Source organism: Acidobacteriota bacterium (genome assembly GCA_029861955.1).
GTDB lineage: Bacteria > Acidobacteriota > Polarisedimenticolia > Polarisedimenticolales > Polarisedimenticolaceae > JAOTYK01.
Genome location: JAOTYK010000013.1, coordinates 103,296 through 129,309 on the forward strand (window position 1 = coordinate 103,296; position 26,014 = coordinate 129,309).

A 26,014-nucleotide genomic window follows, 5' to 3' on the forward strand; every position below is an offset into this window, starting at 1 on the left:
CATCCACGCGGCTCTGCGGGTGATCCGTAGGACCGTTCCGTCCCCGTGGACGCAAGAACCGGGTTCAGATGCCACACATCGCGGTCGTGGGCGCCCAGTGGGGCGACGAGGGCAAAGGCAAGTTGGTCGATCTTCTCTGCGAGAAGTTCGATGTCGTCGCTCGCTTCCAGGGCGGCCCCAACGCAGGCCACACCGTCATCATCGGCGACGATCGTTACGCGTTGCATCATGTTCCCTCCGGTGTCTTCCGTCCCGACGTCAAGATCGTCATCGGCAACGGCACGGTCATGGATCTGCCACAGCTTCTTGCCGAACTGGACGGTCTGACCGAGGCGGGGATCTCCTACGCCGATCGGCTGTTCATCAGCGACCGGGCCCACGTCATCCTGCCGGTTCTTAAACAGTTGGACGCACAGCGGGAGACCGTCGCCGACGCCCCCAACAAGATCGGCACGACCCTGCGTGGCATCGGTCCGACCTACGAGGCCAAGGCCGCACGTTGGGGTGTTCGTGTCGCCGACCTCGCGGACCTGAACCATCTGACCTGTCTCATCGAACGAATCCTCGGAACTCCGTCCGTCGAGCGGTTGCGTGAATCCGGCATCGAGATCGAGTCCGCCGAGTCCGCCGCCCGTTCGGCCCATGAACACTGGAAGCGTCTTGCACCCCACGTGGCCGACACGGCGTTGGTGTTGAACGACTGGATCGACGAGGGACGGTCGGTGCTGTTCGAGGGTGCCCAGGGGACGCTGCTGGATCTGGATCACGGGTCGTACCCATTTGTCACCAGTTCCAACACGCTGACCGGTAGCCTGTGCGCCGGTCTGGGGGTCGCGCCGAGTCTCGTGACCGGTTGTGTGGGCGTCTTCAAGGCCTACGCCACCCGCGTCGGCGCCGGGCCGATGCCGACGGAACTGGAAGACGGCGACGACGGCTTCGGGCAGAAGATGCGTGTTCGTGGCAAGGAGTTCGGCACGACGACCGGTCGTCCCCGTCGCTGCGGTTGGTTCGACGGCGTCTCGGCGTGTTACGCCAACCGCGTCAATCGATTCGACGCGGTGGCCATCACGTTGGTGGATGTCCTGGATACGTTTGAAGAGATTCAGATCTGTACCGGCTACCGTCTGGATGGCAAGCCGATCCGTGCGCTACCGGCGTCCACGGCGGCGACCGCCACGATCGAGCCGATCTACGAGAGTCACCCCGGTTGGATGTGCGACACGACCGCCATTCGAAGTTGGGAAGAGCTACCGTCTAACGCAAAGAAGTACGCGGAGCGGCTGGCCGAGGTCATCGGTAGCGAGGTCGCGATGGTCGGTGTCGGACCCGATCGCGAGCAGAGCATCCTCAAGCCCGGCTCGTGGTTGGAGCGCCAGCTCAAGGCGTAGCTCGTATGTCCCGCGCCGATCACGAACAGAACCGTCGCTCGTGGAACGAGGCGACACGGGCCCACAACAGTCATAAGCGAGATGAGGCGGCGTTTCTGCGTGACGGCGGCAGCACGCTGTTTCCCGAGGAGCTGGATCTGTTGGGACCGCTTGCCGGTCGTCGTCTGTTGCATCTGCAGTGCAACTCCGGACAGGACTCGCTCTCGTTGGCCGCATTAGGGGCCGATGTCCTGGGCGTCGACATCAGCGACGTCGCCATCGAGCATGCGCGGACGCTCTCCGAAGAGAGCGGGATCGCCGCTCGTTTCGAACGACAGGACGTCTACGACTGGCTTGAGAATGCGTCCGAGCGATTCGATCTCGTGTTCGCGTCCTACGGCGCTCTTTGCTGGCTCAGCGATCTGAAGCGATGGGCCGGCGGTATTCGCGATGTTCTGGCACCGGGCGGGCAGTTGGTCGTGATGGAGTTCCATCCGGTGGCGATGATGCTGGATCGGGACTGGACCGTTCGCCACCCCTACGGGACCGGCGGCGTGCGTCAAGTACTCGAGGAGGGGATCGGCGACTACGTCGCGGACTCCGGCGGAGGTTTGACGCCATCGGGGCATGTCGAAGGTGTGCGGGCGTTCAGTAATCCGGAACGTTGCGTCGAGTACGCCTGGTCGATGGGGCAGATCCTGACGGCGATCTCGTCAGCGGGACTCCATGTCGATCGATTCGAGGAATACCCCTATGTCAACGGGTGCACGATCTGGGACGATCTTCGCCCTCGAGAGGGTCGTCGTTACGATCTCCCCGAAGGGATGCCGTCGATTCCGTTGATGTTCGGTCTGCAGGCGGGGATCGGCTCTTGAACCGTCGGCAACAGATCGCTACCCTGTGCCGGTCGCGAGACGACGCGGGCCGTTAGCTCAGTTGGTAGAGCACCGCCCTTTTAAGGCGAGGGTCGCTGGTTCGAGTCCAGCACGGCTCACCACCGCGTCGGTCGTCGGTCAACGGGCGTTCCAGCCCATCCGCTCCCGGATCCCCCCGTCGGTCAGACCGTAGTCCTCCGCCGTGTACCGGTGGGTCGCCGAGGGCTTGCCCCGATAGCGTGGCTTGCCGACTCGAGCCCGGACGGCCTGACGATCCTCGTCGCTCAACGCCCAGCCCATCCAGTCGGCCAGATCCTGGACCGTGGAGATCGGGTTGGCGACGAACGCCTCGTAGTCCAGGCGTCGGATGCGGTCGGGGGAGGCCGTCGCCAGCACCCGCTCCTGCCGCTCCCGCCCCCGGGCCAGGTAGTCCAGCCAGAACGCACCCAGCCGGTGGGGATCGTCCACCGGAGAGAAGGAGGTTCGCGTACAGACGTTGAGGCTGCAGGTCGAGGGGACGACCCTGGCCGGGTCCCGCTCCAGAACGACCACTCGGGCTCTGGGCAGTGTCTCCAGCAGCGTGTCGAGCCACCACAGATGCATCGGCCACTTCAGCGCCCAGCGCTCGGTTTCGACACGCCTCGCCAGCAGCCCCAGCTGAGAGCGATAGAACCGATAGGCCGGACCGGCGTCATTCTCGCCGATCCACTTCGCGAACGACGTGCTGTCGCTGATGAAGGTCGACGTCGTCGTCCAGAAACTGTTCTCGAGCAGATGCAGGCACTCGTCGGGCTCGTCGGCGGCGATGGGGTGGATCGTGTCGGCACCGGGGGACAGGTAGCGATGGATCTTGACCACCCGACGGGCGATACGGATCGCCTCCTCACGACCGCCCACCTGCGACGCCCGCACCGGCGACCGCAGCTCGCCGAAGGTCGGCCCGTGGACCGAGGGCATCGCCCCCAGCAAGTGATGCAGGAAGGTCGTCCCCGAGCGGTAGAGACCCGCCACCACCAGCGGCTGGAACGAAGGGCTCGCCAGGTCCGGAGCGCGCTTGACCTCATCCACGATCTTCAGTCGCTCGACCAGGGCCCCCAGGATCAGGCCGTGGGCCGCCAGCCGGCCCATGGGGGTCAGCCGGCCTTCCTCTCGCATTCCGTCCACCAGGCGCGTCAACGGCTCTCGGAACGCCGGGTCGCCGAAGTCGTCGAGGCCCGTGTTCCCCACCGCACGATCCAACAAGGGCTCCACGCGCAGCGGCATCCTCCGGATCGGCAGGTTTCCCAGCAGCCCCGTGGCCAGATCGATGAGGCGGACACCGAGAGGTTTCATGGGCCGGGAGTTTATCCCGCCGGGCCGTTGTGAGGTCGGCCGCTTTTCGCTACTATTCGCCTTCGGTTTAGGTGCGACCCCATCGTCTAGTCTGGCCTAGGACACCACCCTTTCAAGGTGGCGACACGGGTTCAAATCCCGTTGGGGTCGCCATTTTCCCCCCTCCAGTGACGTGGGATGCGACACCGGTGTCGCAATCTGGCACCCGTTTCGTTACGACACCGTAATCCGATGCCGGTTCTCGGCACGTCGGACCTGAACAGCCAAGGGTATTGCAATTAGTCGGCATCGCCGGCCGCTGGAACCGATCTTGCTCCTCTCTCACGCGGGGAAGACGACCAGGGGAGGTCCCAGCCATGGAAACCGAAGGCGCACGGATCCTACTCGCCGACGACGAGTGGACGGTGCTCGAGACCTATGCCGAGATCCTGCGGAGTGCGGGGCACCAGGTCGACACCACGACCAACGGCGAGGAAGTGTTGGCCAAGGTCCGCGAGCGGGAGTACGACCTACTCCTCACCGACCTGGTCATCCCACCCACCGACGGCATCACGGTCTTGAAAGAGGCCAAGAAGGTCCGACCCTCCATGCTGGGTGTCGTGTTCAGCGGCCACTGCGATGTGACCAATGTCCTGGCGGCGTTTCGCTCCGGTGCTCTGGATGTCCTGGAGAAGCCGCTTCCCACCGAGAGTCTTCTGAGTCTGGCCCAGCGAGCGGTGTCGATCCGCGAGATGGGGGACCGACGTCGAAAGCTCAGCGAGGAGCTGGAGAGCGAGCGCACGCGGGTACTCCAACTCCAGCAGCAGATCGGCAAGGAAGATCCGTTCTCCGGCATCGTCGGCCGCTCATCGATGATGCAGGGGTTCATCGAGACGCTGCGAGAGGTCGCGCGGACCGACTCCACGGTGCTCCTCACCGGCGAGAGTGGCACCGGCAAGAGCCTGATCGCCCGGGCGATCCACGAGGCGTCCATCCGTCGGAAGCATCCGTTCGTCGAGGCCAACTGCGTGGTCTACTCCGAGGGCGTGTTGCACTCGGAGCTGTTCGGTCATGAGCGCGGCGCGTTCACCGGTGCGGCACGAACCAAGAAGGGTCGCTTCGAGTTGGCCCACGGCGGCACCCTGTTCCTCGACGAGATCGGCGAGATCCCGCCGTCCACCCAGCTGTTATTGCTACGCGTCCTCCAGGAACGGACCTTCGAGCGGGTCGGTGGCGAGGAGACGTTGGATGCCGATGTGCGCCTGATCGCCGCGACCAACCGCGACCTCCACGAGGCGATCGAGCAGGGGACCTTCCGATCGGACCTGTTCTATCGGTTGAACGTCATCCCGGTTCATTTGCCGTCGCTACGGGAGCACCCGGAGGATATTCCGGTCCTGGCTCAACACTTCGTTCGCGAGTACACCGAGCAGCTGGGTCGGGGGCCCGAGGGCTTCGACGACGAGACGCTGGATCTGCTGGTCCACTATTCGTGGCCCGGCAACGTCCGCGAACTACAGAACATGATCGAGCGTCTGGTGGTTCTGAACTCCGGCAGCAAGATCGAGAGTTCGACCGTCCCCGAATCGGTCCGTCAGGCCGCCACCGAGGCGGGCCGCAAGACCGCACCCGGGACCCTGAAACAGCTGGAGCGGGAGCGGATCGAGATCGCGCTACGCGAGGCCGGTGGCAACAAGAAGCTGGCGGCCCGCAAGCTGGGAATCCATCGCAGCACGTTGTACGCGAAGATGCGTCGCTATGGGTTGGACCCGGTCGCCGTCCCACAGGTCTGATCGGCGTGTCGCGATCCGCGAACCGTGGCGAACGCTGTCGCTATCTCCGACACCGACTCTAAGACTCTCTTCCACAGCAAGTTAGCGTAGCGGTCAGACTCGATCGCCTGGTCGGTGTGGTGTATCGCGACACGTTCCGTAGCTCTCTCCACCGTCAAAATCGGAAATTCACCTGCGATTCCCCACGCCTCGCGACGTGGCATCCCCCTTGCAATTGAAGCGGCTGTCCGACGTGGACTGACCCGCGTTCGGTTTGCAAAAGAGGTGGCACGTGAGAACGTCCACGAACAACAAAAAGCATTTCATGGGCAACGCGGTCGCCGTCGGTGCGTTGACAATCCTCATGTCCGTGTCGGTCGCTCCGGCACGCCAGGTCATGAAGATCGCGAACGTCAGCGCTGAAGGCGGTGGTAGCTCAATGGTTGTCGTCCAACCTGAGCCCGTCGTCGTCAAGGCCCATGACGAGATCCGCCAGGCCGCCCGACTGGACCCCGTCCAGTCGATGCGTGTCATCGTCTCCTACAGCAGTGAGAGCGGTGATGCCGAGTTGGCCCGACTCGAGACCCTCGGCGGCTCAGACATCCAACGGATGCCCAGAGTCAACGGCTATGCCGTCACGCTGACCGCCGCCGCCGCGGGATCTCTTGCGACGGATTCCGGTGTCCTGTGGGTGACCCCGGATGGGCAGCTGCGGGCATCTCTCGATGTCGGCGTCCCGTCCATGGGTTCCGAATCCGACTCTCCGCTTCGCAACGACACTCCGTATCGCGGAGCCGGTGTGGGTGTGGCGATCCTGGATAGCGGCGTCAACCCGCATCCCGATCTCGCCGGCCGCATCGTCGCTACCGTCGATCTCAGCGATTATGAGGGGTTCGACCCGCGCGACGCGCCGCTGGACGAGTCGTTCGAAGGCTTCGTCAGTGCCGGGAACACCTACGACATGAACACGATCGGCGAACCAGACAACCAGGCCGTGATGATGGAGCAAACCACGCAGAGTGGCAGTGCTCCTGCGCCGTCACCCGACCCGGTGGTCGGCCCGGACCTCTTCGGTCACGGCACCCACGTGGCCGGCATCGTCGCCGGTGACGGCAGCCAGTCCGGCGGCCAGTTCGTCGGTGTCGCTCCGGAAGCCAACATCATTGACGTCAAGGTCCTCGACGACGAGGGTCTCGGCACGGTCTCCAACGTGATCGCAGGTCTCGAGTGGGTCATCGATCACAAAGAGACCTACAACATCCGCGTGGTCGTCATGTCCCTCGGCAAACCGATCTTCGAGAAGGCCGAGCTGGATCCGCTGGTGTTGGCCACGGTTCGTGCATGGGACGCCGGCATCGCCGTGTTGACCTCCGCCGGAAATTTTGGCAACAACGGTCACCTTACGATCACGAGCCCCGGCAACGCCCGGGAGATCATCACCGTCGGTTCTCTGACCGACTGGAACACCCTGGTCCTCGGTGACGACGCCGTCTCGACGTACTCGTCTCGCGGTCCGACCTTCCTCGACCACGTCCTCAAGCCGGATGTGATCGCGCCTGGTAACCGCATCGTCTCTCTGAGAACACCGGGCTCCGGGCTCGAGCAAGTGCTTCCCGACAACGTGGTCGCCGCCGCCGGTGAGAGCGCGGGAACCGCCAGCTACTTCGAGCTGTCCGGCACCAGCATGGCGACGCCGATGGCCGCCGGCCTGGCCGCCATCATGATCGACAAGGACCCATCGCTGAACCCCGCCACGATCAAGGCGCGACTCATGGCAACCGCCCGCAAGAAGATCGACCGAAGCCCGTTCGCTCAGGGTTCGGGTTCGGTGGTCCTACAGGACGCCCTGATGTCGAAGCTCGAGATCGATCGTGCTCCGTCGCCGACCGTCTACCGCGACAAGGATGTTCCCGGTCTGTTCTACATCGACGACATCGGTCGACTGTGGGGGGACACCCTGCTGTGGTCCGACACGCTGCTGTGGTCCGACACCCTACTGTGGTCCGACACGCTGCTGTGGTCCGACACGCTGCTGTGGTCCGACACGCTGCTGTGGTCCGACACGCTGCTGTGGTCCGACACGCTGCTGTGGTCCGACACCCTGCTTTGGTCTGACTGACCCTTTTTCCCCAGCCCCCTTCTGTGTCAGAGGAGCGTCTCTTCCCCCGGGAGGCGCTCCTCATTTTTTTGCCCCGACACCGGGCCAATACCGCCCCCAACCGCCGGAAACGTGCATTCGCGATGGCGGGAACCTAGGTTTCCCGGGTGAATCCTCCCGAAGCCAGACTACCCGAATCCCAGGGGGCGGGGTCCCGCGGTCGCATGCTGGTCGTCGATGACGATCCGCGTAGCCGACGGCTCCTCGAGAGCTATCTCCTCGCCGAGGGCTACGACGTCATGACGGCGGAGGGTGGGCAGCAGGGACTCGATCGGATTCGTGAGCAACTGCCCGATGTAGTCCTCCTGGACGTCATGATGCCGGGGATGACCGGCTATCAGGTCTGCGAGCAGATCAAGTCGGAGCCCCGCACCCGGATGTGCCAGGTGATGCTGGTCACTGCCCTGGACAGCACACCGGAGAAGGTCGAGGGGTTGGACGTCGGTGCCGACGACTACCTCGCCAAGCCCGTTCGGCGCGATGAGTTTCTCGCCAAGGTTCGCGCGTTGATGCGCGTGCGCGAACTGCTGGGCGATCTTCAGTCGGCCAAGGAAGAGCTGGCGAATCGCAACGAAGAGTTACAACTGAAGAAGACGCTGGCCCAGTCTCTGGTCCACGATCTCAAGAGCCCGCTGGCCGCGATCCTCGGTAACCTGGATCTGCTGGAGAGCCGTCAGGCGGAGGGGCTCGAGAAGATGATCGCGCGAAGTAAGACCGGTGCCCAACGCATGTTGAAGATGATCCTCAATCTGCTCGATGTAGAGGGGCTGGAGCAGGGTCAACTGACGCCGACCGTGGAGCGCTGCGATCTGAATGCGATCCTGACGGCCGTCATGGAAGAGGCCCAGGTTGGCGCGATCCAGCAGGAGGTTCGTCTGGAGAAGTCGGCCGACATCCCGTTGATGGTGGTCCTGGATCCCGTCCTGATCCGACGCGTCTTCGACAATCTGATGGCCAACGCGGTGACCCACTCTCCGCGAGGGGGCACGGTCACGATCGATATTCAGCCGGGGCGTGACGAGCTGCAGGTCAGTGTGACCGACGATGGCTCGGGAGTCCCCGAGGACTTTCGCGAGATGGTCTTCGAAAAATACGCTCAACTGGACGCCCGTCGATCCGGGGTCTCCAACAACCGCGGGCTGGGTCTGACGTTCTGTCGGCTTGCGGTGTTGGCACACGGTGGACAGGTTCGAGTCGATCCGACCGATGGGCGGGGTGCCCGGTTTGTCGTCACGCTTCCGACCTGTCTGCCGGTTCCGGCGGCCTTGACCCACGAGACGCTCTTCAGTCGCAACTAACTGTCGGCGTCTTCGACACCCCTGTCGCAATCCGCGACACTCCCAAAAAACGCAGTTCCGACACGTCGTTGACGCGTTACGCGCCGATCTCCGGCAAGCGACTGTCGCGAATCCCGTCACGTAGCCGCCAGAGACTCGTCGTTTCAGGGACAACGGTTCGGCACGGACCTTGCGATGAAGCTCCCCGTGAGGAGTCTCATCATGAATCGATCGGGCAAACGCAGAGACCGGCCATGGCTTATCGCGATGTCGATGTTGCCGGCCGTGGACGGAGACTGAGATGGCGACGACTACCGCCCATCTGCTCGTCGTTGACGATGACCCCCGTAACCGCCGACTGCTGGTGGGCATGTTGGAGCCCGAAGGCTATCGGGTGACCTGTGCCGAGTCCGGAGAACAGGCGATCGCGTTGACCCGCGAACTGGGCCCCGATGTGCTGCTGCTCGATGTGACCATGCCGGGCATGGATGGGATCGAGGCCTGTCGTCGGATCAAGGCGGATCCCGCCAATGCCGGCCGCCAGGTGATGATCGTCACCGCCCTCGACCATTCGGATGCCAAGGTGACCGGACTGGACGCCGGTGCCGATGACTACCTTCCCAAGCCGCTCCGTCGTGAGGAGCTACTGGCCCGGGTGCGGGCTCTGCTACGCGCCCGCCGGCTGTACTGCGAGCTTGAAGCGGCCCGTGCTCAACTGACCCTCCGCAACGAGGAGCTGGAACTCAAACGGACCCTGGCACAGTCTCTGGTCCACGATCTAAAGAATCCGCTGACGGCGATCATGGGCAACCTGGATCTGATGGCCCGGGTCGGTCCCGAGAGCTGCGAGCACACCGTCGCGCGAGCGCGGGAGAGCGCAAACAGAATGCGTCTGCTGATCCTGGATCTCCTCGATATCGAGCGGATGGAGTGCGGGAATCTGCGCCCCACGCGAAGCTCGATGGACGTGCTCGAGCTTCTGGAGCAGACCGTCGAGGGTATTCGTGTCTCCGCTGCGCGGGACGAAATCGAACTCGTGGTCGAGGGCGAAGACTCGGTTCCAATGGACGCCGATGCTTCCTTGCTCCGACGGGTGGCCGAGAACCTGATCGCGAACGCCGTCCGGCACTCGCCCCGAGGTGGGGTCGTGACCGTGAAGGTCTCCCGTCGTGCCGATCGTGTCGATATCAGCGTGGCCGACCAGGGCCACGGCATACCCGAGGAGATACGGGAGCGGGTCTTCGAGAAGTACTTCGTCGCCGACCAGTCGAACTCGGCAGCCCGGGAAGAGAACCGTGGCCTCGGGCTGACCTTCTGCCAGCTGGCCGTCGAGGCCCACGGCGGATCGATCTGTGTCGAATCTTCCTCCGAGGGGGGCGCGCTGTTTCGCGCCACCCTGCCGTGGGGTGGCTGTCAACCCGCAACCCTTGTCACCGCCTGACTGTCGGCGGATGCGACACACCGTGTAGCGATGCGCGACATCCCACCAAATTCCCTCCCCGGACAGGTGTTCGGGTGCCGATGGCGTTTAAGGGAGCCACGGCGTGTCGGACATACCGACACGCCCCCGAACCGTTGGCGGGGTTCGTTTTCGGGGAAAGGGCGGTTTTTTGAAGGATCTGCGCTGAAGTGCGTATTCCGGCCCGCGGATTGCAATAGACAGGCTCCGAAGGCCGATGCACAAGACGCGTCGGTCGGTCTCGGGAGGCAAGAACCATGAACAAGCGACCGATCGTCGGTTTCGTGGTCCTGACCGTATTCGCTGCCGTCCTCTCCGTGCTGTCGATCTGGACTCCGTTGACCGGCGACACCTGGATGGGCACGTTCCTGCTGGCGACGCTGGTCGCACTGGCCGGTGCCACGCCGGTCCGACTCCCGGGGATCAAGACATCGGTCTCCGCGACCGACCCGTTTGTCTTCACGGCCCTGGCGGCCTACGGCCCGCTGTCGGCCTGCGTGGTCGCCGCCGCCGGCGTCCTCGGAAGTGTGCTTCGCCGAACAGGCCGCAACTCGATGCGGTTGACGTTCAATCTCGCCAACGTCGTTCTCTCCAGCGCCATCGCCGGACACGTCTTCGTGGCCATGGGTGGTGCGGACATCGACGGCGTCCTGGTACGAGTCTGGCCGCTGATCCTCGCGACGACCGTCTACTTCATGTTGAACACCCTTCTGGTCTCGGGCGTGATTGTCCTGCAGACGGGCAAGAAGTTCTTCCCGACCTGGTCCCAGTCCGGCCTCTGGACGGCCGTCTCCGCCTATGCCGGCCTGACGCTCGCAGCGGGCCTCCTGTGGTTGCTGGATCTGATCGGGCCGTCCGGGCTCGCGCTTGGGATTCCGCCGTGTTGGCTGTTGGCTGCCTTCTATCGTTCGCACAAGGAGCGACAGGAAGAACAGTCGCGACGCATCGAGCAGGTCGAGGACCTCAACGTCGCGCTAGAGGACAAGGTCGACGAGCGGACCCGCGAACTGCAAGAAGCCGTGGCTCAGATCGAGTCGCGGAACGATCAGCTCAAGAACGCCAACGTCGGTCTGATCAATGCCAACCGCGCCAAGAGCGAGTTCCTGGCCAACGTGTCCCACGAGCTGCGTACTCCGCTGAATGCGATCATCGGGTTCTCGGAGCTCCTTCGCGAGAAGAGCTTCGGCGATCTGAACGGTCAGCAATCCGAATTCGTATCGGATATCCACGACAGCGGAGAGCATCTACTCAGCCTGATCAATGACATCCTCGACCTCTCCAAGATCGAGGCCGGTCGGATGGAACTTCACAAGGAACCGGTCGAGGTCGGGCGCGCGATCCGCGAGGCTGCGGCCATGCTTCACCCGCAGGCGGCCAAGTGTGGTCTCGAGCTGGGTGTTACCTGCGAGAACGAGTCTGACATCGCGCTCCTGGATGCGGGCCTGTTCCGTCAGGTCTTCGTCAATCTGCTAAGCAACGCCGTAAAATTCACACCGGCGGGTGGTCGAGTCGAGATCGGTGCCCGTCGCGACGGCGATGATCTGCTGGTTCACGTCTCCGATACCGGGATCGGCATCCCGAAGGAGCATGTCGAACGGATCTTCAACGAGTTCTACCAGGTGGATGGCTCCTACTCGAGGCAATTCGAGGGGACGGGTCTTGGCCTGGCCCTCGTGCGCCGGATGGTGCAACTCCAGGGTGGTGACATCCGCGCCGAGTCGACCCCGGGCGAGGGTTCGCGATTCGAGATTCGCTTCCAGGCCTGTATGCAACAGTCCGTATCCAAGCCTGCGGTCCAGGACGAGATGACCCTGGTGGCGACCCTGCCGGCCCTCGATGGCTCGCAGCGAGCCGTCCTGATCGTCGAAGACAACCCGACCAACCGAAAGCTCACACGCAATATCCTGACGAACCATGGCTATGAGGTTCTCGAGGCGAAGACCGGCGAAGAGGCGCTTGACGTGCTCTCGACGCGGACACCGGATCTGGTCTTGATGGATCTTCAATTGCCGGGCATGGACGGTCTTGAGACGACACGACGTTTACGACAGAATCCGCGTACGGCCGATCTGCAGATCGTCGCGTTGACGGCTCACGCAAAGGCCGTCGACGAGACTCGTGCGCGGGCCGCCGGTTGTGATGGGTACATCACGAAGCCGATTCGTCTCTCGCAATTTCCGACCGAGATTCAGTCGTACCTGCGGGACGAGGCCGTCAGCTGCTAGCGTTCTGTCCGGCGTGGCTCCACGACCGTGTCCGAGAGGCCCGCGGCTCGTAGGAATCGTACGAGGCTGGTTAGCGCCAGTGGACGCTCTCGCAGTCGCTCTTGCATGGTTCGAAGCATCTTGCCGGCGGTCTCCCACTGGCCGGGCTCTGTCTGTCGTTGTCGAAGTTGTTGCGCTGCCGGGATCGCTCGGGCGATGGCGAGCCTTCGGGACATCGCCTCCAGGAGGTCCTGGCGGAATGCTTCGTCGGTCAACGCCGTGAGCTTGCCCATCCGTTCCGGATAGCGGAGCTCCGTCCAACGCCAGCGGGCAACACGGGCCGGATCTCGGAGCGAGCGTGCGGCCATCCGTTCATCGTTGGCCGGGAACCGCGCGTCGTTGTGTTCGCCCGGGGCGCCGCCCCATTCAAGGATCTGCGTACGAAGCGCATCTCGCGCCTCGCTCGATTTGCCGACGAATCGGTTCACCGCCCGTTCGATCGCACGTTGGGGGTCGTAGCCCTCAGGATCCTCGAAGAACGCGGCGACCGTCGTCAACGACAGGCGCGCCCCGCCCAGTTGGCCCATGGGTCGACTGAGATAGCCGTCGAGCATCGTGACGAGAGCCGGGTCCCGCCCCGAGAGGGGAGCCAGCACCAACGAGAGAGGGTGTGCCGTGGCCGCGTAGCCATCGGGGAAACGATCGAGCAGCAACATGGGTCGGGATCCGAACAGTGGCCGGGCTTCTTCGATTTCGTTTCGCTCGATGCTTGGGTTTACCAGCCTGGGGCCCGCCCAGATGACACCGATGGAGTCCGGTAGCCGTTTCCACGACTCGAGGACCTGACGTCGAACATCGTCGTCGAGGGTTGCGATGGACTCGGTCGTCGAGTGGGTGGGTTCGACCCACAGGCGAACGTCAGGGTGGTCGGCGTGGACCTGAGCGGCGAGCCCCAGTTGTTTCGGATGGGTCGGCTGGAGATCGAGGGTTCCGTTTCCGAGGCGCGAATGTTGTGCGAGTCCACCGCGGAACGAGAGGCTCCATTCGGCCAGGGGTGCCCGCTCGATCCACCGGCCAATCCGATTGCGTAAAGAGCGTAGGTCGCGTCGGGATCCGTAGTCCGGTGGGTGACGGGGTCGCGGGCTGCCCTCCGGAAAGAGTTGCAGCATCGCTGTCAGTTCCAGTTCCTCGCAAAGCTCGACCACTTCCAGCAACGTGGTCGCGGGCTCGCTCTGGCTGACGCTGGGGTCGAGCGCGTGAGGGAGTTCCATGCGGATCGCGTCCCATCCGTGCGCTGCGGCCCACCGAAGGTGAGGGGCTAGCGCATCGATATCTCGGATCGGTCCCACGTCCAGGATGCGGACCGCGGCCGTCGGCTCCTCAGCCCACGAAGCCGGCCCGATTCCGAGAACGACCAACAACGCAAACAGGAACGAACGGGTCATGAGCTAGAACGGGAGTTCGTCCCACAGGATGTGGCGACGAGAAACTTTGCGAAAGCTCCACACGAAGGTGGCATCGCTACTCATCCGCCGACCCCCGCGAACGAGTGTCCGGTTGTGATCCTGGAACTCGATTCGTAGGTCCCGGCCGTCGTTGGCCCGATAGCCACGAACGGGAGACGACTCGGTTCGGGACGACGTCGGGAACACCAGTTCCCAGTCCCATTGCCCGCTGAACTGATCGGCGTCGCCCTGGTCCATCTTGAACGAGAAGACGCCTTCGCCCTCACGCTCGTGATAGGTCGCCTGTCCCCGCCAGTCGGTGATGAACGACTCGCCACTACCCATGGCCTGAAAGCGAAACTTTATCTCCGGGCGTTTACCGTCCATCTGAATCCAGGCGGCGAAGCGATGATCGCGGCTGGCGTAGATCCAGGTGCCGAACCAATCGCCCTCAAGAGTTGCATCCTGGGGCAATTCGGCGGCGTCGTTCCCGGCCAGGACTCCGATCGATATCGGGGCCAGAATGGCGAGAGCCAACAGCCACGGAAGTGCTCTGAACGGCGTTCGTTTCATGGCGTTTACTATACCGACAGTGGGGTGGATCAGCCAGCGTCGTCGAGGATTCGGGCGATCTTTGCGAGTCGTTCCCGCGACGCCTCGTCGCTATCGATCGCCAGAGCCAGGAGTTGCCTGGAGAGCCGTGTGTGAATCGTGAACGGATCGTTGCCGATCTCCGAGAGTGCATCGAGGTGCCGTGCCACAACCTCTGCGTCGCCACGCACCACGGGGCCCGTTAGGGCCGAGGCGAGGCCACCGTGATCGGCCTGGCTTGTCGTCCCCGCGGCGAGACGCGTGATGGCGGATCCCGCGGTCCGGCGATCGATGCCCAGCCCGGCCAGAATTTCGGTGGCCAGACCGAGCAGTCCGATCACGTCGTTCGAGGCCAACGCGGCGGCCGCGTGGTAGCGCGCGCGCTCGCTGTCGCTGAGGGACGTCAACGGCAGCCGGTGTAACCCGATGTCGGTGCAGAGCCGAGAGGCGACGGCCAGGCCTGCGTCACAGCCGTCGACACGTGCCCAACTTCCCCGGAGGCTATTCAGTTGGGCGGCGTCATGACCGAGGGACTGCAACGGGTGAAGTAGGCCGACCGACGCGCCGTGTGCCTGCAACGCTTCGAGCGGGGACAGGTCGAGCGCTCCCGCGTGATGCATGACGCTACGACCGCTCCACGGCTCATCGTCGTTGGCGAGACGACGAGCCACCTCGACGATGCAACGGTCGGGGACCGCCAGAAGAACCAGCGACGATCCATGACTCACAACGTCGTCGATCGCGATAACCCGCGGGCCGGGGAACGACGCCACCAGCCGACGTGCGCTGCTGCCATCAGTCGAGACGACGGCGTCGACGGTGTAGTCGGCATCTTGAAGCCCCGGCAGGATCGCGCGCGCGAGCTTGCCCGCGCCGACGAGGGTGATCGAGGGGCGTGACGGGGGCATCAGGCGTCCTCTCTGAGAATCTCGAGAAGCGACTGAAAGGACTCCGGAAGCGGAGCCTCACAGCAGATCGTTTCGCCGGTCACCGGATGCGCGAACTCCAGGCGATGGGCATGTAGAGCCAGCCGCTCGAACTCTCTCAGCGCCTTCCTCTTCCGCGGGTCCTGCACACCCTTCCACGGCCGCCCACCATAGCGTTCGTCTCCCACGACCGGATGATGCATCGATTGAAGATGGACTCGAATCTGATGTGTGCGTCCCGTCTCGATACCGATGTCGAGAAGTGCGAAGCCGGGCATCTCCTCGACCGTGCGGAAATGAGTGACGGCGGAGCGAACCGGGCCGCGGGTCTCGCGAACCGTCATGCGCGTCGGGTCGCGACTGCTCCGCCCGATCCCGCGATCGATCGTGCCCGACGTTTCCTGTGGTCGCCCCCAGACGAGCGCGTTGTACTGCTTCGTCACGCGACGCTCGGCGAATGCCTGCGAGAGCGAAAGGTGTGCTGCGTCCGTGCATGCGACGACCAGGGCCCCGGACGTCTCACGATCGAGGCGGTGAACGATGCCCGGTCTTCGGTCGCCACCGACGGTCGACAACCGTATCCCCAGCCCGAGGAGCCCGTGGACCAACGTGCCGCTATCGCAGCCGTGTCCGGGATGTACGACGATGCCGGCCGGCTTATCGATGACGACGAGATGATCGTCCCGGTAGAGGATGGGTAGCGGAATCGACTCCGGGGTCAACGACGAGGCGGGCGGTGGAGGTGGGACGACGACGATCGTCTGGCCGAGTTGTAAAGAAAGGCCCGCCTTGGGACGGCTCTTTCCGTTCACGGTGACATGGCCGCCATCGATCCAGCGGCGCAGGCTCGAGCGCGTGACGTGGGGGAAGTGACCGCTCAGATAGTGATCGAGCCTCTGACCGTCCGCCTCCTCATCGACGGAAAACGACCAGCGTTCATCTCCCGATTCGGCGGTCATCGCTAGCCCGATCGAGCGCTCAGAGCGGCGCGGCGGTTTCGGACCAGGAAGAACAACGCGACGACGACACCGGCCAGGGCGAAGAGCTGGCTGGTGGAAACGAGGCCACCGAAAAAGAGGCCGCGATGGCTATCGCCGCGCCAGAATTCGATGACACCACGGCCCACGCTGTAGAGCAGGACGTAAAGCCAGAAGACCGTCCCGTCGGGTTTCAATTTCTTGCGCCATGCGAACGTCAAGATCAGGGCCACGATCAAGTCGTTGCCGAACTGGATCAGTTGGGTCGGGACCAACGGGATATTGAGCGGGACACCGGTCTGTTGCGCGGCCTCGGGGTCGGTGAATACGACCGATAGAGCGGACAGCGAGGTCTCGCGTCCCCAGCAGCAGCCCGCCGAGAAGCAGCCCAGTCGGCCGATCGCCTGAGCGAGCGCGACGGGAGCGACGATCGCATCCACGAGTTTCCACATCGGCAGGGAATGCCGCTTCCCGTAGATGAAGAACGCCGCCATTCCCGAGATGACGCCTCCCACCAGGACTCCGGCCGATCGCAGCGTTCCGAGGATCTGCCCCGGGTGGTCCAGGTAGAACCGCCAGTCGACCAGGATCAGAAGCAGCTTGGCGCCGAGGACGCCGGCGAGCAGGGTATAGAACGTCTGATTGAAAAGGTGTTCCGGCGACACGCCCATGTCCCGGGTGCGAAGCGCGTACCAACGCCATGCAACAAGGACCGATATCGCGAAGAGCAGGCCGTAGGTCGGCAGGAACAGGTGGGTCTCGCCAAAGAAAGGGAGGTTGACCATGCCGAGATCGATGATGAGAGGATGCATGCTCCTAGACTACTCCCTCGGTGCGCGGAACGTTTGTGTCACCATGAGGATGGCGCCGGTGACGATGGCCGAGTCCGCGATGTTGAAGGTTGGCCAATGCGACGTCCCGAACCAACGGACGAGGCGCAGGGCCAGTTCCGGAGGCGCAGCCCAGACGTCGAGAAAGTCGATGACCTCGCCATACAGGACGCGATCGGTCACGTTGCCCACGGCGCCGCCCAGGATGAACGCCAGCCCGTAGAGCGTCGAGCGATCCAGGTCGCCGGCCCTGGCGATGAACCATGCCAGTAGAACGATCGCCACGATCGGTATGCCCGTCAGGATCAGGGTGTGCCACGGCTCCCCGAGGCTTCGGAACATACCGCCCAGGCCGCCCGGGTTGCGGGCGTAGTCCAGCTGCAGAAGATCCGGAATCAGGACGCGCGGTTCTCGATGTCGCAGCCACTGCTCCGCCGCCAGTTTCGTCAATTGATCGCAGAGCAGGATCCCGGTGGCAAAGGCGAAGAAGGGCCAGCGGAGTCCGGTGTAGATCGGAGCCCTCAAGATGCGCCCGTGGGGGCCGTCGCGCCGTCGATATTGCGACTGCAACGCAGGCAGACACCGGGGTGTCGCGGCTCCCCGTCAACGTCATCTGTGTAGTGCCAGCAGCGTGCGCATTTCGTGCCCGCATGTCTCCGGACGCCCACCCGAAATCCCTCGATCGTGTCGGAGACGTACCCTTCCTCAGAGACGGGAGACCATTCGACGCCGCTCGTGATGAGGATGAACCGCAGGTCGTCTCCGAAGCTCTCGAGAAAGCGGCGAAGTTCCGCGTTGTCGCCGGTGTCGATCGTGACGATCGCTTCGAGTCCCGTCCCGATGACCTTGTCGCGTCGTGCATCCTCGAGGGCTCGGGCGATCTCTTCTCGGACCGAGATGACCCGCGCCCAACGATCAAGGAGTGCCTGATCCGTCGGGACCTCGAGGGGCTCCGGGAACCGTTCCGTATGGACGCTGCGATCGGTCCAGGCGGTCTGGCCATGAAGTTCGAGTCGCGCCTGCCAGACCTCCTCGGCTGTGAAGCAAAGCACCGGGGCCATCAGCTTGCAGAGTGCGTCGAGGAGTCGGTAGAGAACCGTCTGCGCGGAACGCCGCTCGTGGGAAAGCGTCGGTGCCGTGTAGAGGCGATCCTTGAGGATGTCGAGGTAGAACGACGAGAGCGTGACGGCACAGAAGTTATGGAGTCCGTGGTAGACGACATGGTACTGGTACTCGTCGTAGGCGGTCGTCAGGCGCCGGCGCAGTTGTTCGAGTTGCTGCAACGCCCACTGGTCGATCTCGAGGAGCTGATCGTATGGAATCGAATCGTCCGTCGGTGCAAAACCGTTCAGGTTGCTGAGCAGGTATCGAAACGTGTTTCGAACCTTTCGGTACGTCTCGGCGTTGCGATCGAGAGTCTCGTCGGAGAGACGCATGTCTTCGAGGAAATCGATGGCGGCGACCCAGAGCCGCAGGACCTCTGCGCCGCGTTTACCGGCAACGTCCTGTGGGGAGATGGTGTTGCCGAGAGACTTCGACATCTTGCGCCCCTCCGCGTCAAGCGTGAAGCCATGGGTGACGACACCGCGGTAAGGGGCCAACCCACGATCGTTGGCCGCGACAAGTAACGAGGAATGGAACCAGCCGCGATACTGATCGTGTCCCTCCAGGTAGAGGTCGGCGGGCCAGGGTGGACGGGGAGAGTCGCCAAGCACCGCGGAGTGCGACACGCCCGACTCGAACCAGACGTCCACGATGTGGTCGTGGATTCTCAGTCGGTCGCTCTTCTCACAGCGCGGGCAAAGGACACCCGCCGGGATAAGGCGCTCTCGTCGTTCCTGGTCCGACTCGTAGGGGCGATGTCCTCCGCTGTCTTGTGGGACGCCGAACCATGCGTTGGAGCCCTCCGCCAGGAACAGCGCGGAGACATGCTCGAACAGCGCGGCGTCACGAACGAACGCATCCTCGTGCTCGTCGAAGCAGCCCTCGCAGGTGATCGCCGGGATCGGCACGCCCCACGTCCGTTGTCGTGAGATGCACCAGTCGGGTCGTGTCTCGATCATCTGCGCGATTCGCTCTTCGCCGGATTTCGGTAGCCAGTTTGTGTCGTGGATCCGGTCCACCGCAGCACGGCGCAGATCCGTGGCGTCCATGGCGATGAACCACTGGGGTGTCGAACGGAATAGCACGGGGTTCTTGCAGCGCCAGCAGTGTGGGTAGCTGTGTGGATAGTCGGTGGCCAGGAGCAGCAACCCGCGTTGCCGCAGGTCGTCGATGATCTTGGCGTTGGCATCGAGTACGAATTGGCCGTCGAGCCACGCGTCGGTCAGGAGCCCCGCTCGGTAGCGGCCATCGTCATCGACGGGGTTGAAGATCTCGAGGTCGTACTGTTGCCCGACGCGGAAATCGTCCGTGCCGTGTCCCGGTGCGGTGTGGACCGCGCCGGTTCCCGCCTCGAGCGTGACATGGTCGCCGAGGATCAGGCGGCCGTCCTCAGACGCCGCACCCCGCGTTGCCAGATAGGGGCGTCGAACCCGAACGCCGTCGGACGATTCCTCGCCGACAAGCTCCGACCCTGTGAAGCGGGCGACGATCTCCGTCGATGCCCAGCCCAGGGTCTCGGCGACATCGGCCAGAAGCCCCTCGGCCACGATGATGACCTCGTCGCTTCCTTGATAGGTTACGGCGACGTACGGAAGCTCGGGGTGCAGCGCGATCGCCAGGTTGGCGGGGAGTGTCCAGGGTGTCGTCGTCCAGATCAGGATCGAGACGGTTCGTCCTAAGAGGGCGGGGACCCGAGATCCGACGTTCTCCGTCGGGAACTTGACGTAGACCGATGGGTCGACTCGATCCGCGTACTCGACCTCGGCCTCGGCCAGTGCGGTCTGACAGGACCAACACCAGTTAACCGGTTTGACGCCGTGGTGGATCGCCCCCGCGGAGAAGAATCGACCCAGCTGACGGACGATCTCCGCCTCGTAGGTACGATCAAGGGTGCGGTAGGTGGCCAGGCGGTTAGGGGCGTTCTCGGAGTCTTCCTGTTTGTCCAGGCGACGATCCCAGAACACACCCAGTCGACGGAATTCGCCCTTCTGCAGTTTGATGAACTTTTCCGCCACGCGTCGGCAGCGGCCACGAACCTGAAGCGGACCCATCTCGCGGATCTTCGGGCCCAGCTCTTTCTCGACGCGGTGCTCGATCGGTAGTCCGTGACAGTCCCATCCGGGCACGTACGGAGCGTCGAACCCGGCCATCGATTTGGATTTGACGACGAAGTCTTTCAATGTCTTGTTGAGCGCCTGGCCAAGATGGATGTTCCCGTTGGCGTACGGCGGGCCGTCATGCAGCACAAAACTCGGCGCGCCTTTGCGGGCCTCGCGGATCTTTCCGTAGACGTCGATCGAGTCCCACCAATCCAGACGTTCCGGCTCCTTTTGTGGAAGGTTGGCCTTCATCGAGAACCGTGTCTTCGGGAGATTGATCGTCGACTTGACGTCGAATGGGCTGGACACGGCATTTCCTCGGAGAAAAGCGGTACTCTAACATAGGGAACGGGAGGGAGCCTGCCGTCGTGACGTTGACCGAACAGCGTGTCTATCTGGACCACAACGCGAGTTGTCCGTTACGTCCAGAGTCCCGCCGGGCCATGCTCGAGGTGCTGGAAGGTGACTTCGGGAATCCGTCATCGATCCACGCTGAGGGCCGTCGTGCGCGGGGTGCACTAGAGAACGCTCGACGTCGTGTCGCGGCGTTGGTCGGCTGTGGCGACGGCGAGTTGGTTTTCACCAGCGGCGGTTCCGAGTCCATCTCGGCCGCCGTGCGTGGCGTCTGCGACCGAGCTCCGGAGTCGATGCGTCGACTCGTCATCCCCGATACCGAACACAGCGCGGTGCTGGATGCCGTAGGTCATGCCAGGCGGCGAGGATTCGTCGTTGTCACCGTACCCTGCGATCAGGACGGTCGCATCGATGTCGATCGGTACGTTATGCATCTTGGTGAGGATGTTGCGTTGGCCGTACTTCAATGGGCCAACAGCGAAACCGGGGTCATCCAGCCGGTGTCAGAGATCGGTCGCGAGTGCCGATCGCGTGGCGTCCCGTTTCTGGTGGACGCCGTTCAGGTCGCGGGCAAGATCGAGATCAACCCCAAGAGTTGTAGCGCCGACATGTTGGCGATCGCTTCGCACAAACTCGGTGGCCCTGCCGGCGCCGGTGCGCTGATGGTCCGCCGCGGCATTCGTCTTGCTCCGTTGATCGGCGGCGGAGCCCAGGAGAAGCGCCGTCGTGGTGGGACGCCGGGGTTGGCGGCGATCGCCGGCTTCGCGGCTGCGGCCGATGTGGCGCAGCGGGAGATGCAGGACGAGGCCCGGCGCTTACTGGTTCTCCGCGCACGGGTCGAGAGGAGAATTCAGGATCTGGATCCATCCGTGACGATCCACGGTCACTCCGTTGCGCGTCTTCCCAACACCGTCAATTTTTCGTTACCCGGTGTTCCCGGCGAACACCTCGTGATCGGACTCGACATGGCGGGGTTCGCCTGCTCCACCGGCTCGGCCTGTGCGTCGGGGGGCGTGGAGCCGTCTCATGTGTTGCGAGCCATGGGGTTCGACGATGAACACTCTCGGGGAGCGGTTCGTGTTTCTCTCGGCTGGAACACGACAGAGTCCCAGATCGATCGGTTTCTGGATGCGCTACCGGACGTCGTCGAACGGATCCGGGAGGGGCTCCGCGAGCAGGTCTAGGCTCGCTTGACGCTCTCCGGTGGCACCGCTAACGTGGCCTCCTTCGGAGGAAGCCTCACCAAGATGAACACCCAGAGTCCAGACCGATCCGTCGCGGCCGTAGCGATGAGTGGCGGAGTCGATAGTTCCGTCGCGGCCTGTCTCGAGGCCCGCGGCGGCGGTGCGGTTGTGGGCTTCTCGATGCAGCTCGTGGATCGGCTGGCAGGGCAGACGGAACGCTACGGTCGCTGCTGCTCCCCCGAGGATTTCCACGATGCACGCCAGGTCGCCGAGCGGATGGGGTTTCCGCACTACATCGTCGACATGGAGCGAGAATTCGAGGAGCAGGTGCTGCAGCCGTTCGCCGACGACTACGTCAACGGCCGCACGCCATCCCCCTGTATCCGTTGCAACACGTTCGTCAAATTCGGAACGCTGTGGTCCCGCGCACGCACCGTCGGGGCCAACCGGGTCGTGACGGGTCACTACGCCATTCTCGAATGGGATCCCGATCGAGAGCGCACGCTGCTGCGCAAGGCGGCTGATAGAGACAAGGATCAGTCGTACTTCCTCTTCGATCTGTCGGAGGCCCAGCGACGTAGAGCCTGTTTTCCGCTTGGCCGACTTCAAAAGGAAGAGGTCCGTGCGCTGGCTCGAGAGTTCGAATTGGAGAACGCGGACAAGCCGGAGTCGATGGACCTGTGCTTCGTGGCACAGGGTGAGAGTTATCGCGACGTGTTGGCCGCTCGCGGCGTCGTAGGTGAAGGTCCCGGCGAGGTTGTTGACGCGTCCGGTTCGGTTGTCGGGAAGCACGATGGGCTCGACGGCTACACCATCGGTCAGCGCCGCGGATTGGGTGTGCCGTCGCAGGATCGTCTGTACGTGATCGGCATGAGCCCCGACCGCAATGAATTGCAGGTCGGTTCGGAGAATCGACTTTATTCGGATCGCTGCGTCATCGAACGCACGCGCTGGATCCCGTTCAAGGAACTTGACGGCGAGTTGCGTGCCGACGTGAAGATTCGCAGCTCCCACGACGGTGCGGCGGCGACGATACGACCGCTGCCGAATCGGTGTGCAGAGATCTTATTTGACGAACCTCAGCGTGCAATGGCAGCAGGACAGGCCGCCGTTGCCTATCATGACGACCTTGTCGTGGGTGGAGGGTGGATCGTTTCCGCCGACGCCTGTGGAGTAGAAGCATGACCCGCAACCAGGAACCTCGACCCCTGGATACCTTCATCCATCGTCACGTTGGCCCGTCGGAACCGGAGATCGCCACGATGCTCGAGACCGTCGGCGTCTCCAGTCTCGAGGCACTGGTCGACGAGATCATTCCGACGTCGATTCGCTCGTCGCGACCGCTGAGTCTGGGTGAACCGCGAGGTGAGGCTGAGCTGCTGGCGAGCCTTCGCAAAATGGCCGGGAAGAATCGGGTCTTCCGCAGTTTCATCGGGCAGGGCTATCACGGCTGCATGACGCCGGCGGTCATCAAGCGAAACATCCTCGAGAACCCGGGCTGGTATACGCCCTACACGCCGTATCAAGCAGAGCTGGCGCAAGGCCGGCTTGAGGCGTTGTTGCTGTTCCAGACGATGATCTCCGATCTAAGCGGACTGCCGTTGGCCAACGCCTCCCTCCTTGACGAGGCGACCGCCGCCGCCGAGGCGATGACGATGTGTCGCGGAATCGGTAAGCGGAACGGTGACGCGTTCTTCGTGGACGCCTCGGCGCACCCGCAGACGATCGCGGTACTCCGTACCCGCGCCGACGGGTTTGGGATCGATCTTCAGGTCGGCGATCCGTTTACGGCGGATCTGACCTCCTGTTTCGGTGTCCTTCTCCAGCATCCAGCGACCGACGGACGACTCCGCGACGTCTCCCCGCTGGTCGAACGGGCCGGAGCCGCGGACTGTCGCGTCGTCATGGCCATCGATCCGTTGGCGTCCTGTCTGCTCCGTGCACCCGGCGAGCTCGGGGCGGATATCGCGGTGGGTTCGGCGCAACGATTCGGCGTTCCGATGGGGTTCGGTGGACCCCATGCCGGATTCATCGCCGCGACCGATGCGTTCAAGCGATTGATACCGGGGCGTGTCGTCGGCCTGTCGAGGGACGAGAGCGGACGACCCGCGCTTCGCCTTGCAATGCAGACCCGCGAACAGCACATCCGACGCGACAAGGCGACCAGTAACATCTGTACGGCACAGGTGCTGTTGGCAAACATCGCAGCGATGTATGCGGTCTACCATGGTCCCGAGGGTCTTCGTGCCATTGCGCAGCGGGTTCATGGGCGGGCGACGGCGCTGGCCGGAATGCTGCGCGATCGAGGCCTCGCGGTCGGCGATCTGCCGTTCTTCGACACGTTGCGTATCGATGTCGACGACGCGGCGACGGAGAGCATTCGTCAGCGTGCGATCGACGCCGGCATGAACCTCCGTTACGGGCGTGGCTGGATCGGAGTCTCGTTGGACGAGACGACGACCCATTCATCGATACGGGATCTCGTCAGCGCGTTGACGGGGGACGCGTCCGTGGACGATGCCATCGACGAGCAGGGATCGCTGGGTCCGCACGAGCTTCGCGAGAGCGAAATTCTTCGTCACCCGTCATTCCATCTCTACCACTCCGAGCACGAGATGCTCCGATTCCTGTTCCGTCTTCAAGGCAAGGACGTCTCGCTGGCCGATTCCATGATCCCGCTCGGGTCCTGCACGATGAAACTCAACGGAACTTCGCTGATGGTGCCGATCACCTGGCCCGAGTTCTCTGCGTTGCACCCCTTCGCTCCGGCGGATCAGTGGATGGGATATCGGCAGCTGTTTGACGACCTCGAGGCTTGGCTGGCCGAGATCACCGGTTTCCATTCGGTCTCCTTGCAACCGAACGCGGGGGCGCAGGGGGAGTACGCCGGGCTGCTGGCGATCCGTCGTTACCACGATGAGCGGGGCGATAACGATCGTGACGTCTGCCTGATTCCCAAGTCGGCTCACGGAACCAACCCTGCAAGTGCCGTGATGGCGAGCATGCGGGTGGTCGCCGTCGAATGCGACGAGCAGGGAAATGTGAATATCGCGGACCTGGCGGAGAAGGCCGAGCGTCACGCGGAGCATCTCGCGGCGCTGATGGTCACGTATCCCTCGACCCACGGCGTTTTCGAAACCGATATCAAGGAGATCTGCGCCGTCGTTCACCGGCATGGCGGCATGGTCTACATGGACGGCGCCAACATGAATGCCCAGGTTGGGTTTTGCCGACCCGGCGAGATCGGCGCGGATGTCTGCCACCTGAATCTGCACAAGACGTTCTGTATTCCCCACGGCGGTGGCGGACCCGGTGTGGGTCCGATCGGAGTCGTCGAGTCGTTGGTGCCCTACCTCCCCGAGCATCCTCATCTTAACGGAGACGACGCGCACGGAACCGTCGCCGCGGCACCGTTCGGGAGCTCGATGATTCTGCCGATCTCCTGGGTCTACATCGCGCTGATGGGACGCGAAGGGCTCGAGCGTGCGACCCAGGTAGCGATGTTGAACGCAAACTACATGGCCACGCGACTCTCCCAGCACTACCCGATCGTCTACACCGGCCCCAACGATCGTGTGGCCCACGAGTTCATCATCGACCTTCGGCCGTTCAAGGCCAGCGCAGGGATCTCGGTCGACGATGTCGCCAAGCGTCTGATGGATTTCGGTCTCCATGCACCGACGATGTCTTTCCCGGTGGTCGGTACGATGATGATCGAGCCGACCGAGAGCGAATCCGGTCAGGAACTCGAACGCTACGTCGACGCGATGATCGTCATTCGACAGGAGATCCTCGAGATCGAGGAGGGTCGGATGGATCGAGAGAACAACCCGCTGACCCGTGCGCCGCATACGGCCGAGGACCTGATGGCCGACGACTGGGACCGACCGTATTCTCGGAAGCAGGCGGCGTATCCGGCCTCCTGGGTCACCGAGCGGAAGTACTGGCCGCCGGTCGCGCGGATCGACAACGCCTATGGCGATCGCAATCTGGTCTGTAGTTGCCCGCCGATGGAAGAGTTGCAGGAGACGGAGTAAGGACTGCGGATCGGGTGTCCGCGGGATAGTCCGTCGGGGTCGGT

18 protein-coding genes and 2 tRNA genes are annotated in these 26,014 nt (G+C 63.7%); 12 read left to right on the top strand and 8 right to left on the bottom strand.

Going from position 1 to position 26,014, the window contains the following annotated elements; all coding sequences use genetic code 11:
* Positions 1-68 precede the first annotated feature (68 nt).
* The 3 genes from OES25_08550 to OES25_08560 all read left to right on the top strand — a co-directional run bounded on the left by OES25_08550 (position 69) and on the right by OES25_08560 (position 2,364).
* A complete protein-coding gene (locus tag OES25_08550) occupies positions 69-1,388 on the top strand; it encodes an adenylosuccinate synthase (protein MDH3627692.1) in 1,320 nt (439 codons plus the stop codon).
* 5 nt (positions 1,389-1,393) lie between these two features.
* Complete coding sequence (locus OES25_08555) at positions 1,394-2,242, top strand: class I SAM-dependent methyltransferase (protein ID MDH3627693.1); 849 nt, start codon at positions 1,394-1,396, stop codon at positions 2,240-2,242.
* Positions 2,243-2,288: 46 nt separating this feature from the next.
* Positions 2,289-2,364: transfer RNA gene (locus OES25_08560), tRNA-Lys, on the top strand.
* A gap of 16 nt (positions 2,365-2,380) precedes the next feature.
* On the opposite strand, the gene OES25_08565 is transcribed toward OES25_08560, so the two are convergent.
* Positions 2,381-3,574 (bottom strand): sulfotransferase, encoded by a 1,194-nt coding sequence (locus tag OES25_08565; GenBank protein ID MDH3627694.1) that lies wholly within the window; start codon positions 3,572-3,574, stop codon positions 2,381-2,383.
* A 75-nt stretch (positions 3,575-3,649) separates the two neighbouring features.
* On the opposite strand from OES25_08565, the gene OES25_08570 reads away from it, so the two are divergent.
* From OES25_08570 to OES25_08595, 6 genes are all read left to right on the top strand, one after another.
* A tRNA-Glu gene (locus OES25_08570) sits at positions 3,650-3,727 on the top strand.
* Between the two features lie 203 nt (positions 3,728-3,930).
* Complete coding sequence (locus OES25_08575; GenBank protein MDH3627695.1) at positions 3,931-5,346, top strand: sigma-54 dependent transcriptional regulator; 1,416 nt, start codon at positions 3,931-3,933, stop codon at positions 5,344-5,346.
* 271 nt (positions 5,347-5,617) lie between these two features.
* Positions 5,618-7,444, top strand: coding sequence for a S8 family peptidase (locus OES25_08580; GenBank protein MDH3627696.1), 1,827 nt, complete (start codon positions 5,618-5,620; stop codon positions 7,442-7,444).
* A 146-nt stretch (positions 7,445-7,590) separates the two neighbouring features.
* Positions 7,591-8,781 carry a hybrid sensor histidine kinase/response regulator gene (locus OES25_08585; protein ID MDH3627697.1) on the top strand — a complete coding sequence of 397 codons (1,191 nt, stop codon included), beginning with the start codon at positions 7,591-7,593 and terminating at the stop codon, positions 8,779-8,781.
* 280 nt (positions 8,782-9,061) lie between these two features.
* Entirely contained in the window at positions 9,062-10,201 is a 1,140-nt protein-coding gene (locus OES25_08590; protein MDH3627698.1) for a hybrid sensor histidine kinase/response regulator, read from the top strand.
* Between the two features lie 275 nt (positions 10,202-10,476).
* Positions 10,477-12,444: a response regulator gene (locus tag OES25_08595; protein MDH3627699.1), complete on the top strand. Its 1,968-nt coding sequence runs from the start codon at positions 10,477-10,479 to the stop codon at positions 12,442-12,444.
* Here the strand turns inward: OES25_08595 and OES25_08600 are convergent.
* Genes OES25_08600 through ileS form a run of 7 tightly spaced genes read right to left on the bottom strand, consistent with a single transcriptional unit; the run spans position 12,441 to position 20,647 of the window.
* Entirely contained in the window at positions 12,441-13,868 is a 1,428-nt protein-coding gene (locus tag OES25_08600) for a beta-N-acetylglucosaminidase domain-containing protein (protein MDH3627700.1), read from the bottom strand. The two genes, OES25_08595 and OES25_08600, sit on opposite strands and share 4 nt — an antisense overlap.
* Positions 13,869-13,871: 3 nt before the next feature.
* A complete protein-coding gene (locus OES25_08605; protein ID MDH3627701.1) occupies positions 13,872-14,441 on the bottom strand; it encodes a hypothetical protein in 570 nt (189 codons plus the stop codon).
* A 29-nt stretch (positions 14,442-14,470) separates the two neighbouring features.
* Positions 14,471-15,367 carry a DUF2520 domain-containing protein gene (locus tag OES25_08610; GenBank protein ID MDH3627702.1) on the bottom strand — a complete coding sequence of 299 codons (897 nt, stop codon included), beginning with the start codon at positions 15,365-15,367 and terminating at the stop codon, positions 14,471-14,473.
* A complete protein-coding gene (locus OES25_08615; protein ID MDH3627703.1) occupies positions 15,367-16,344 on the bottom strand; it encodes an RluA family pseudouridine synthase in 978 nt (325 codons plus the stop codon). Before OES25_08615 ends, OES25_08610 begins: the two co-directional genes overlap by 1 nt.
* Before the next feature lie 2 nt (positions 16,345-16,346).
* A complete protein-coding gene (locus OES25_08620) occupies positions 16,347-17,174 on the bottom strand; it encodes a prolipoprotein diacylglyceryl transferase (GenBank protein MDH3627704.1) in 828 nt (275 codons plus the stop codon).
* Positions 17,175-17,183: 9 nt separating this feature from the next.
* Positions 17,184-17,717: a signal peptidase II gene (gene lspA, locus OES25_08625; GenBank protein MDH3627705.1), complete on the bottom strand. Its 534-nt coding sequence runs from the start codon at positions 17,715-17,717 to the stop codon at positions 17,184-17,186.
* The gene (gene ileS / locus OES25_08630) at positions 17,714-20,647 is read right to left on the bottom strand and encodes an isoleucine--tRNA ligase (protein ID MDH3627706.1); all 2,934 of its coding nucleotides are present in this window, start codon (positions 20,645-20,647) and stop codon (positions 17,714-17,716) included. Before ileS ends, lspA begins: the two co-directional genes overlap by 4 nt.
* Before the next feature lie 116 nt (positions 20,648-20,763).
* Here ileS and OES25_08635 point away from each other — a divergent pair, with 116 nt between their 5' ends.
* The 3 genes from OES25_08635 to gcvP all read left to right on the top strand — a co-directional run bounded on the left by OES25_08635 (position 20,764) and on the right by gcvP (position 25,970).
* Positions 20,764-21,933 (top strand): cysteine desulfurase, encoded by a 1,170-nt coding sequence (locus OES25_08635; protein ID MDH3627707.1) that lies wholly within the window; start codon positions 20,764-20,766, stop codon positions 21,931-21,933.
* Between the two features lie 63 nt (positions 21,934-21,996).
* The gene (gene mnmA / locus OES25_08640; protein ID MDH3627708.1) at positions 21,997-23,118 is read left to right on the top strand and encodes a tRNA 2-thiouridine(34) synthase MnmA; all 1,122 of its coding nucleotides are present in this window, start codon (positions 21,997-21,999) and stop codon (positions 23,116-23,118) included.
* On the top strand, positions 23,115-25,970 hold the full coding sequence (gene gcvP, locus OES25_08645) for an aminomethyl-transferring glycine dehydrogenase (GenBank protein MDH3627709.1): 2,856 nt from the start codon (positions 23,115-23,117) through the stop codon (positions 25,968-25,970). Before mnmA ends, gcvP begins: the two co-directional genes overlap by 4 nt.
* Positions 25,971-26,014: the final 44 nt, after the last annotated feature.

Bases quoted from the DNA above. Each gene is read 5' to 3' on its own strand.
- mnmA (MDH3627708.1), top strand. From the start codon at position 21,997: ATGAACACCCAGAGTCCAGACCGATCCGTCGCGGCCGTAGCGATGAGT.
- OES25_08615 (MDH3627703.1), bottom strand. From the start codon at position 16,344: ATGACCGCCGAATCGGGAGATGAACGCTGGTCGTTTTCCGTCGATGAG.
- OES25_08565 (MDH3627694.1), bottom strand. From the start codon at position 3,574: ATGAAACCTCTCGGTGTCCGCCTCATCGATCTGGCCACGGGGCTGCTG.
- OES25_08605 (MDH3627701.1), bottom strand. From the start codon at position 14,441: ATGAAACGAACGCCGTTCAGAGCACTTCCGTGGCTGTTGGCTCTCGCC.
- ileS (MDH3627706.1), bottom strand. From the start codon at position 20,647: ATGAAGGCCAACCTTCCACAAAAGGAGCCGGAACGTCTGGATTGGTGG.
- OES25_08620 (MDH3627704.1), bottom strand. From the start codon at position 17,174: ATGCATCCTCTCATCATCGATCTCGGCATGGTCAACCTCCCTTTCTTT.
- OES25_08550 (MDH3627692.1), top strand. From the start codon at position 69: ATGCCACACATCGCGGTCGTGGGCGCCCAGTGGGGCGACGAGGGCAAA.
- OES25_08555 (MDH3627693.1), top strand. From the start codon at position 1,394: ATGTCCCGCGCCGATCACGAACAGAACCGTCGCTCGTGGAACGAGGCG.
- OES25_08610 (MDH3627702.1), bottom strand. From the start codon at position 15,367: ATGCCCCCGTCACGCCCCTCGATCACCCTCGTCGGCGCGGGCAAGCTC.
- OES25_08595 (MDH3627699.1), top strand. From the start codon at position 10,477: ATGAACAAGCGACCGATCGTCGGTTTCGTGGTCCTGACCGTATTCGCT.
- OES25_08590 (MDH3627698.1), top strand. From the start codon at position 9,062: ATGGCGACGACTACCGCCCATCTGCTCGTCGTTGACGATGACCCCCGT.
- OES25_08575 (MDH3627695.1), top strand. From the start codon at position 3,931: ATGGAAACCGAAGGCGCACGGATCCTACTCGCCGACGACGAGTGGACG.
- OES25_08600 (MDH3627700.1), bottom strand. From the start codon at position 13,868: ATGACCCGTTCGTTCCTGTTTGCGTTGTTGGTCGTTCTCGGAATCGGG.
- gcvP (MDH3627709.1), top strand. From the start codon at position 23,115: ATGACCCGCAACCAGGAACCTCGACCCCTGGATACCTTCATCCATCGT.